Raw genomic sequence first — 8,871 nt, 5'->3', positions numbered from 1 at the left:
ACCCGGAGCGATTCCCGGCTGGTGGCCAGCACATGCACCTGCGCAGCCTCCTTGTAGAGCCGTTCGGCAATTGCCGCCGATGTCTCGATCACATGCTCGCAACAGTCGAGCACCAGCAGCAGCCGCTTGTCGCGGGCAAAATTCACCAGCCGGTCGGCCGGATTGCCGGCCTGTCCTCCGAGGCCGAGCGTCGTGGCGACGAGGCTCGGCACAGCATCGGCGTCGCGCAGCATGCCGAGGTCGAGGAAATGCACCGCGCCATCGAATTGCGGCAGCAAGGCATGCGCCACTGATATCGCCAATGTGGTCTTCCCGATGCCGCCGGGACCCGCGATGGTGACGAAACGGCCACGGCTCAATTGCTCGCCGATCTCGTGAACGGCGTGGTCGCGTCCGACCATCTGCGGTGGCCGCGCCGGCAGATTATGCGCGACGGGGGTCGGCTGCGGATCGGGCGCGGCGGCCGTGTCCTCGTCCCAGCGCAGGACGCGCGCCACGAAGCAGTAGCCCTGTCCCGACACCGTCGTCAGATATTTGGCGCCGGCATCGCCCTCGCCGAGCACCTTTCGCAACGCCACGACCTGGACCCGCAGCGCGGCTTCGTCGACGGTGGTGTGCGGCCAGGCCTGCGCCATCAGATCGGCCTTGCTGACCACCATGCCGGCCCGCTCGATCAGCGCGACCAGGATATCGAAGGCGCGCGCACCGAGCGGCACCGGCGCGCCGTTCTTCTCCAGCCGGCGCTGCATGAGATGCAGCCGGAACGGCCCGAAACCAACTATCTTGCCGAAGGCCGGCTTTGCACCGGTGTCACGATTGCTGCCTTGCGCGCGAGCGCCCATGAGGAACATCAACTCGATACTTGATTTACGAAGATCCGAAGCACGCTCCCGCTCCTCATAGGTTGCGAAAGCGGAGCAGAACCCGCGCAGAGTGACGCATGCGGATCAGTTGTCCAGCTTTCGGCGGGCTTGCGCCGATGGTGGACGTCGGTTTGCAAACAAGATGGACCATTTGGGGGACCTTAAAGCAATGGTGTGTAAGGCAAAAATGTCGGAACGCTGAAACGGCAATCGTTCAAACACATGTTCGTGTTCGCCGAAGTCGATAACATCCTGCGCACCAGAGGTGCTGGAACCGGTCGCTTTTTAGCACAGGCTGCATGTTTTCGCGACGATGCGGCAAGGAATGCTGCGGACATTGTTCGTTTGATATCTAAGCGTGTCATACGCTTGTCGCAAAATCGAGCCGGGACGGCGACCGCCGGTCATTGATCTCTCTGCTGCGCTAGCTGATGATGGCCGGCTTGAGACAATCGGATAATCCGATCCGCCGAAGGAATTCGGCGCGAATCCGATCGGCCACCGCATCGATGACGGCCGCGCCGGCGTGATCGGGATCGACATGCACGCGAAGCGGCCGCGTGCCGAACGGCATGCTGATGATGTCGGCGATCGCGCCCGCGATATCCGGGGCGGAGCCGAGCGGAAACAGGTTCGCCAATCCGCTGAGCGCGACCTCGCTGAGGTCGGCCGTGGGCCCGTCGGAATATTCCTCTGCCCGCAGCGCGTCGCTCGGCCGGCCGGAATGCAGGTATTGGGCGGGGCCGAGATCGGCCGGAACGATGATGCTGGTCTCGATGCCCCAGCGCGCGATCTCGCCGGCATAGCTCAGCGCCAGCGCATCCATGCCGGCCTTGGACGCGGCATAGGGGCTGAGAAAGGGCGAGATGATGCCGCGCGCGCAACTCGACGAGATCCAGACCAGCAAGCCCCGGCCCTGCTTGCGAAGCTGGGGCAACGCCGCCCGGTTGACCCGCTGGGTGCTGAAGATGTTGGCGTCGAAGATCTCGGCGAACTGCTCCGCGGTGAACGCTTCCGCGGGGCCGTAGGCGGTCTGCACGGCGTTGTGAATCACGACGTCGAGCTGGCCGTGCTGTGCCATGATTCGGTCGATCGCAGCGCTCGTCGAATCTTGGGACGAGACGTCGAGCTCGGTTACGCGCAGGTCGCAGCCGTGCTGCCGCGTGAAGCTCTCGAAATCCTCGACGTGTGCTACGTTCCGGCCCTTGGTGTCCCGCATCGATGCGTAAACCGTGTGTCCCGCCAGGGCTAGTCGCTTGCTAGTTGCATTTCCAATTCCGTTGGAGGCGCCGGTGATGACGATGATTTTGCGCATTCCACTACCTGACCGCACTGCTGCGCGAGGGCGATAGCCCCCGGTGGTCGCGTTTGTTGCGGTTTGCCGAGTTGCAGGTTGATCAGCTCGGGAGCCTAGGCTGTCGCCGTGGGAGCGTATTCCCGGGGTCGTGACGGTTTTCCAAAAAGCACGAAGTTTGCGAAAGGCCCGGATTCTTGTGGATATTCGTTACAGCGCCGTGTCGCCGGGCCGCGCGCGCATGCCTGAAAGGCATCCAATCACGCGCCCTTGATTGCGTCGGCCGCCGCTGCGGCCGGGCACCGTGCGGATTGAAAATATCGCCCGGAATGCCCGCGTTACATCATCCGCCACAGGACCGCCTGTCAGTCGTGCAGGGCGCTTTCCTCCCTCGCCATGCATGACACTGGCTCCACGTGAACCGGCTCATTTCCCCGCGTCCCCCTCCGTGATCCGGCCACGTGGAGCCTCATTTGTCGACAGGTCGTCCCGGCGAGCCGTCCAGGCCGTCCGCATCACCCCCGACATTTCGGCGCAAGCAAGAGGATCAATTCATGACCGTCACCCGCACCCGTCCCGAGCTAGAGGGCCCGACCGATCTCGGCGCCAAGGCCACGCGTGATATTTCCGCCGCGCTGCGAGCCCTGCTGGCCGACGTTTTCGCGGTCTATCTGAACCAAGAACTTTCACTGGCACATGTCGGGCCCGCACTTCCGCGACTATCATTTGCTGCTGGACGAGCAGTCCGACCAGATCTTCGCCATGACCGACGAGATGGCGGAGCGGGCCCGCAAGATCGGCGGCACGACCTTGCGCTCGACCGGCCAGATCGCGCGCGAGCAGCGCATCCTCGACAACGACGCCGACTATGTCGAGCCGCAGGACGTGCTGGCGGAGCTGCGCAGCGACAATCAGCAGTTGGTGCGGGAGATGCGTCAGGTGCATAACCTCTGCGACGAATATCGCGATGTCGCCACCGCGAGCCTGATCGAGAACTGGATCGACGAGTCCGAGCGCCGGGTCTGGTTCCTGTACGAGGCGGCCCGCACGGGGTCGAACTCCGAAGCGCGCTGACGCGCCGCGCCGCATCTGAAGCGGCGGTACCATTGCAGGAGCAGGGGCCGGCGCTGTCACGATCTCACATCTATGGTTGGCGGCGCCATGTCGACGCGGCCAGCTTTGTCCGGGTGATGTCATGGCGGCCACGATTGACAGCAAGCCGCTGCTCGGCTCTGTCGGTGCGGCCGTTGTCCCGAGCGGCTGAACCTGCGCCCTGAGATCTCCGATCAAGTGCTTTGGCATCCGGGAAAAGGCCCGCGGCTCGCGCGATCACTCGACAGCCGCGACGGCGGGCACGCCATCCGCGGCCGAGCCAGTCCTGCGCCTTGCCAACAGCCCACCGAGCCGGTCGAGATAGAGATAGACCACCGGTGTCGTGTACAGCGTCAGCACCTGAGAAAGCAGAAGGCCGCCGACGATGGTAAAGCCGAGCGGTTGCCGCAATTCGGCCCCCGTGCCGGTACCAATCATCAGCGGCACGCCGCCTAGCAGGGCCGCCATCGTCGTCATCAGGATCGGCCGGAACCGCAGGGTGCAGGCCTGGTAGATCGCGCGCTCGGGACTCAGCCCCTGTCCACGCTGCACCTCGAGCGCGACGTCGACCAGCATGATGCCGTTCTTCTTGACGATGCCGATCAGCAGGATGATGCCGATGATCGCGATCACACTCAGGTCCATTCTCACCGCCATCAGCAACAGCAGCGCGCCGATGCCGGCCGATGGCAGCGTCGAGAGGATGGTTAGCGGATGAATGAAGCTCTCGTAGAGCACGCCGAGGATGATGTAGATCACGACCAGCGCAACACCGATCAGGAGCGGTGTGCCTTTCAGCGAGGACTGGAAGGCTTGCGCGTTGCCCTGGAATGACGTCGCCAGTGAGCCCGGTTTACCCAGATCGTGCTCGGTGGCCTGGATCGCCGCCACCGCATCGCCGAGCGCCACGCCCGGTTTGAGGTTGAACGAGAGTGTCACCGAGGGAAACATGCTCTGGTGATTGATCAGGATCGGCACCGGCTTGATCTCGGCGTGCACCAGCGTGCTGAGCGGGACCTGCTGGCCGCTCGACGAGGTGACGTAGATGTCTCGCAATGCTTCGGGTCCGTATTGGAAGCCGGGCTGCACCTCGAGCAGGACGTGGTACTGGTTGAGCGAGGTGAACATGGTGGAGACGATGCGCTGGCCGAAAGCGTCGTCCAGCGTGTTGTCGATGGTCGAGGGCAGGATGCCGAGGCTCGACGCCTTTTCACGGTCGACCGTGATGTCGAGCCGCGGTCCGGCATTGGCTTGGTCGCTGGCGACATCGGTGATCAGGGGCAGCGCTCGCAGCCGATCGAGGAAGGTATTGCTCCAGCTAGTCAGCTCGTTCGAATCCGCATCGGTCAGCGTGTACTGATATTGCGTCTTCGACAGCCGTGCCCCGATCGTGATGTCCTGTGCCGCCTGCATATAGAGCGTGATGCCCTGAATATGCGCCAGCGCGGGCCGGAGCCTATCGATGATCGCGGCAGCGCTCGCCTTGCGCTCCGGCTTCTGCTTCAGCACGATGAAGATCCGGCCCTGGTTCAGCGTCGCGGTCGGCCCGCCGGGGCCGATATAGCTGGCGACGGAGGCGATATCCGGGTCCTTCAACAGGGTGTTGACGATGGCCCGCTGTCGCTCGGACATCGCCGGGAACGAGATGTCTTGCGCGGCCTCGGTAATGCCGGTGATCTGCCCGGTATCCTCCTCCGGGAAGAAGCCCTTCGGGATGACGACATAGAGATAGCCAGTGAGGACGATGGTGCCGAGCATGACCATCAGCGTGGCGAAGCGGTGGCGCAGCGCGACGCGAAGCCCGGCGGCATAGAGCCCGAGCAGCGCGTCGAACCCGTGCTCGAAGGCGAGATAAAGCCGCCCGTGGCGCCTGCGGCTTTCGTCCTTCAACAGGCGCGCGCACATCATTGGGGTCAGCGTCAGCGAGATCACCAGCGACAGCAGTAGCGAGGCGGTGATCGTGACGGCGAACTCCTGGAACAGCTTGCCGACATAGCCGCCCATCAGGAACAGCGGGATGAACACCGCAATCAGCGACAGCGTGATCGAGACGATAGTGAAGCCGATCTCGGCCGAGCCCTTCAGCGCCGCCTGCATTGGCGTCAAGCCCGCTTCGAGGTGGCGCACGATGTTCTCGATCACGACGACGGCATCATCGACCACGAAGCCGACTGCGATTGACAGCGCCATCAGCGACAGATTGTCGAGACTGTAACCGAGCACATGCAGCACTGCGAAGGTGCCGATCAGCGACAGCGGCACCGTCACCGCCGGGATCACGGTAGCCCAGAGATTGCGCAGGAACAGGAAAATCACCATCACCACCAGCGCGACCGTCAGCAGCAGCGTGAACTGGACATCGGCGACGGCGGCGCGGATCGTCGTGGTGCGGTCGGCTGCGACCGTGAGCTTGATCGCCGGAGGAACGGAGGCCTGCAGCTGCGGCAGCAGGCGCTTGATCCGGTCCACCGTCTCGATCACGTTGGCGCCCGGCACGCGCTGGACGGCCAGGATCACCGCGCGCTGCTTGCCATACCAGCCCGCCAGCAGATCATTCTCCGGCGCCGCAATGGTTTTGCCGATATCGCGAACACGCACGGGCGCGCCATTGCGGTAGGCGATGACGAGATCGTCATAGGCCGAAGGTTTAAGCAGCTGGTCGTTGGTGTTGAGCGTGTAGGTCACGCGCGGGCTGTTCAGCGTGCCCTTGGGAAGGTCCACATTGGCTCCCGCAATCACGCTGCGGACGTCCTCGAGTCCGATGCCGCGCGCGGCCAGCGCCTGCGGGTCCACCTGGACGCGCAAGGCCGGCTTCTGTTGGCCGCCGATACCGACCATGCCGACGCCGGGAATCTGCGAGATCTTCGGCAGCACGATGTTCTCGGCATAGGCATCGACGGTGGTCAGCGGCAGCTCCTCGGAGGTGAGCGCGATCAGCATGATCGGCGTCTCGGCGGGATTCACCTTCCGGATCGTCGGCGGATAGGGAATGTTCTGCGGCAGAAAGGGGCTCGCGGCGTTGATCGCCGAGAGCACGTCGACCGCGGCGCTGTCGACGGTCCGCGACAGCTCAAATTGCACGGTGAGCTGTGCCACGCCGAGCGCGCTCGAGGAGGTCAGCTGCGTCACGCCGGGAATTTGGCTGAGCTGCTGCTCGAGCGGCGTCGCGACCGACGAGGCGATGGTCTGCGGATCTGCGCCGGGCAGCTGCGCCGAGATCTGAATAGTCGGATAATTGACGTTGGGTAGCGCGCCGACCGGCAGCAACGGGTAGGCCGCAAGGCCGCAGAGCAGGAGGCCGACCATCAACAGCGTGGTTGCGATCGGACGTACGATGAAGGGTGCGGAGACGTTCACGGGATTGCCTCCTGGACGGCGCTCTGCAGTCTGGCTTGCTCGGCCGCCTTGCCGTGCAATTGCTGCACGCGGCTGCCGTCCTGCAGCCGGTATTGTCCGTCGATCACCACGGTCTCGTTCGCCTTGACGCCGGAATCGATCAGCGCGCGGCCGTGATCGATCTGCGCGACCGTCACCGGCCGCAGCTCGACAGTGCCGTCCGGCCGGACTTCGTAGACGTAGGACCCGTTCGGTCCCTGCTGCACGGCCGACGCCGCGATCGTCAACCCGTCCTTGCGGGTGTCGATCAAGAGCGCAGCGTTGACCAGCAAGCCCGGCCATAGCCGGTGCGCGGCATTGGGAAATTCCGCCTTGAGCTGCACCGTGCCCGTCGCCTGCGCGATCTCGTTGTCGACGAGCAGCAGCCGGCCTTCATCGAGCTTCATCTTGCCGTCTTGGCTGAAGGCGATCGTCTTCAGCGTACCTTTGGCCATCTGCTGCTGGATCTGCGGCAGCTCGGCTTCGGGCAGGGTAAAGAGCAGTGAGATCGGCTCGATCTGGGTCACGACGACGAGGCCGTTCGCATCGGTCGGATGGATCACGTTGCCAACGTCGATCCGGCGCACGCCGGTGACGCCGGGGATCGGAGAAGTCAGTCGGGTGTAGCCGAGCTGGATATTGGCCTGATCGATCTGGGCCTGGTCGGCCTTCACGGTGTTCTCGAGTTCGGCGGTCTGCGCCTGCTGGTTTTCGACCAGCTGCTGGGTAGCATAGCCCTTGTCACCGAGCTGGGTCGCCCGCGCGAGATTGGCTTGCGCGTTCTTGAGCTGCGCCTTGTCGCGATCGAGATTCGCAGTGAGCTGTTCGATCTGCGCCTGGTAGGGACGCGGGTCGATCTGCGCCAAGAGGTCACCGGCCTTCACGCTCTGCCCTTCGATGAAGGCAATCCGCGTGATCTGGCCCTGGATCTGGCTGCGGACGATGTCGGTATTGTAGGCGCTCACCGTGCCGACACCGCGCAGATAGATCGGCACATCGCCGGCCGTGACGGGTGCGGCGATAACAGGGATCGCCGCTTGCGGCGGCGCCGGAGGCTGCGCGGTCGAATGCCTGGCGCGCGCGGCATACCAGATGCCGCCTGCGCCAAGCACGACGATCGATAGCGCGATGGCCAGAACGGATGTCCTGCGCACGGCCTGTCTCCTTGTATGAGGTCTGCATGCATCAGTCCGGTGCCGAGCAGCGCCGACATTATGGCTCACGGCAACGACGCGATCATGTGCTGTGCCGTCGATAACTCGGCCCGGCATCGCCCGGCATCCCCGGCGCTATCGGCGGCGCGCGCACGGTTGAGCGCCTCGAGCGCCTGTATCAGCGCGCTCGATCCGGCGCCTTGCGCGGCTGCGACCGATTGCGGCGTCGGCTGATGGCTGCGCAATGCACGAAGGCTCTCGGGCTGCCACGGCCCGTCGGCGGCGCGGCGGTCGATGGCCGCGTCGACCTGGGCTTGAACGCCGCCAATCAAATCACGGCAGGTCGCTGCATGGACCGGCGCGCTCGATAGCAGCAGCAGGATGATCGAGGTCGAGGCAAGGTTCGTCATGATCGAGCCCGTTCATGAAGGTGGCCGCCGCGACAGACGGCAGCGGGTCGCCGCGGCGTCTCCGGTCTTTCAGATCCGTCGTCTCGTTTCCAACTGGGCACGACTCTGCGAGGTCCTCACCATACCTACGTATGACGGCGGGTCAGGCACGCTTTGCCATATTGAACGGACATGCCGGCGGTGAGGCATGGCATCGTCTGCGGAGCGGAAGGATGGAAAGTGTCGTTGTATCGCTGTGAGTCCCGGCCAGCGGCCGGAGAGAGACGTTCAACGGATCTGCGCGGCGTTGTCGCCCGGATGCCGGGCGCTGACGTCGAGATGGCGCCGTTTGTCTGGCGGCCGCAGGGCCAGCCATACGGCCTGTCGAAATGGCGGCTGAAGCTTGTTGCGGGCTATGTCGCCGAACACCTCGGCGACAAGGTGACGCTCGCGGACATGGCAGCCGCGGCGCGGCTCAGCCGAATGCATTTCGCAGCGTTGTTCGTGCGCGCCACCGGCTTGCGGCCGCACGATTATCTGCTGCGGCAGCGCGTCATCGCTGCGGGTGAGCTGTTGCTCGAGACCGACAAGCCGATCGTCCAGGTCGCGCTCGGCGTCGGCTTCCAGACCCAGGCTCATTTCACCACGGTGTTCAAGCGGGTCACCGGATCGACACCCGCGAGATGGCGAGCCGAGCGGCGCTC

Annotated in this window: 6 protein-coding genes and 1 pseudogene; 2 read left to right on the top strand and 5 right to left on the bottom strand. The window is 64.6% G+C overall.

Going from position 1 to position 8,871, the window contains the following annotated elements:
* Together WA702_RS24750 and WA702_RS24745 are read right to left on the bottom strand one after the other, a co-directional pair.
* On the bottom strand, positions 1-842 hold an 842-nt coding region (locus WA702_RS24750; RefSeq protein WP_425113176.1), incomplete at its 3' end, for a winged helix-turn-helix domain-containing protein.
* Positions 843-1,287: 445 nt separating this feature from the next.
* The gene (locus WA702_RS24745) at positions 1,288-2,178 is read right to left on the bottom strand and encodes an SDR family NAD(P)-dependent oxidoreductase (protein ID WP_425113175.1); all 891 of its coding nucleotides are present in this window, start codon (positions 2,176-2,178) and stop codon (positions 1,288-1,290) included.
* A gap of 533 nt (positions 2,179-2,711) precedes the next feature.
* Here WA702_RS24745 and WA702_RS24740 point away from each other — a divergent pair.
* Positions 2,712-3,231: pseudogene (locus WA702_RS24740) on the top strand (Dps family protein).
* A 255-nt stretch (positions 3,232-3,486) separates the two neighbouring features.
* Here the strand turns inward: WA702_RS24740 and WA702_RS24735 are convergent.
* The 3 genes from WA702_RS24735 to WA702_RS24725 all read right to left on the bottom strand — a co-directional run bounded on the left by WA702_RS24735 (position 3,487) and on the right by WA702_RS24725 (position 8,188).
* Positions 3,487-6,606 carry an efflux RND transporter permease subunit gene (locus WA702_RS24735; protein ID WP_425113174.1) on the bottom strand — a complete coding sequence of 1,040 codons (3,120 nt, stop codon included), beginning with the start codon at positions 6,604-6,606 and terminating at the stop codon, positions 3,487-3,489.
* Entirely contained in the window at positions 6,603-7,778 is a 1,176-nt protein-coding gene (locus WA702_RS24730; protein WP_425113173.1) for an efflux RND transporter periplasmic adaptor subunit, read from the bottom strand. Before WA702_RS24730 ends, WA702_RS24735 begins: the two co-directional genes overlap by 4 nt.
* Before the next feature lie 65 nt (positions 7,779-7,843).
* Positions 7,844-8,188: a hypothetical protein gene (locus tag WA702_RS24725; RefSeq protein WP_425113172.1), complete on the bottom strand. Its 345-nt coding sequence runs from the start codon at positions 8,186-8,188 to the stop codon at positions 7,844-7,846.
* A 297-nt stretch (positions 8,189-8,485) separates the two neighbouring features.
* Between WA702_RS24725 and WA702_RS24720 the strand changes: the two genes are divergently transcribed.
* A partial coding sequence (locus WA702_RS24720; RefSeq protein ID WP_425113171.1) for a helix-turn-helix domain-containing protein occupies positions 8,486-8,871 on the top strand: 386 nt, incomplete at its 3' end.

This window comes from Bradyrhizobium sp. (genome assembly GCF_049798375.1).
GTDB lineage: Bacteria > Pseudomonadota > Alphaproteobacteria > Rhizobiales > Xanthobacteraceae > Bradyrhizobium.
The sequence above is the reverse complement of the archived record's forward strand: the minus strand, read 5'-3'. Positions and strand labels throughout refer to the sequence as shown.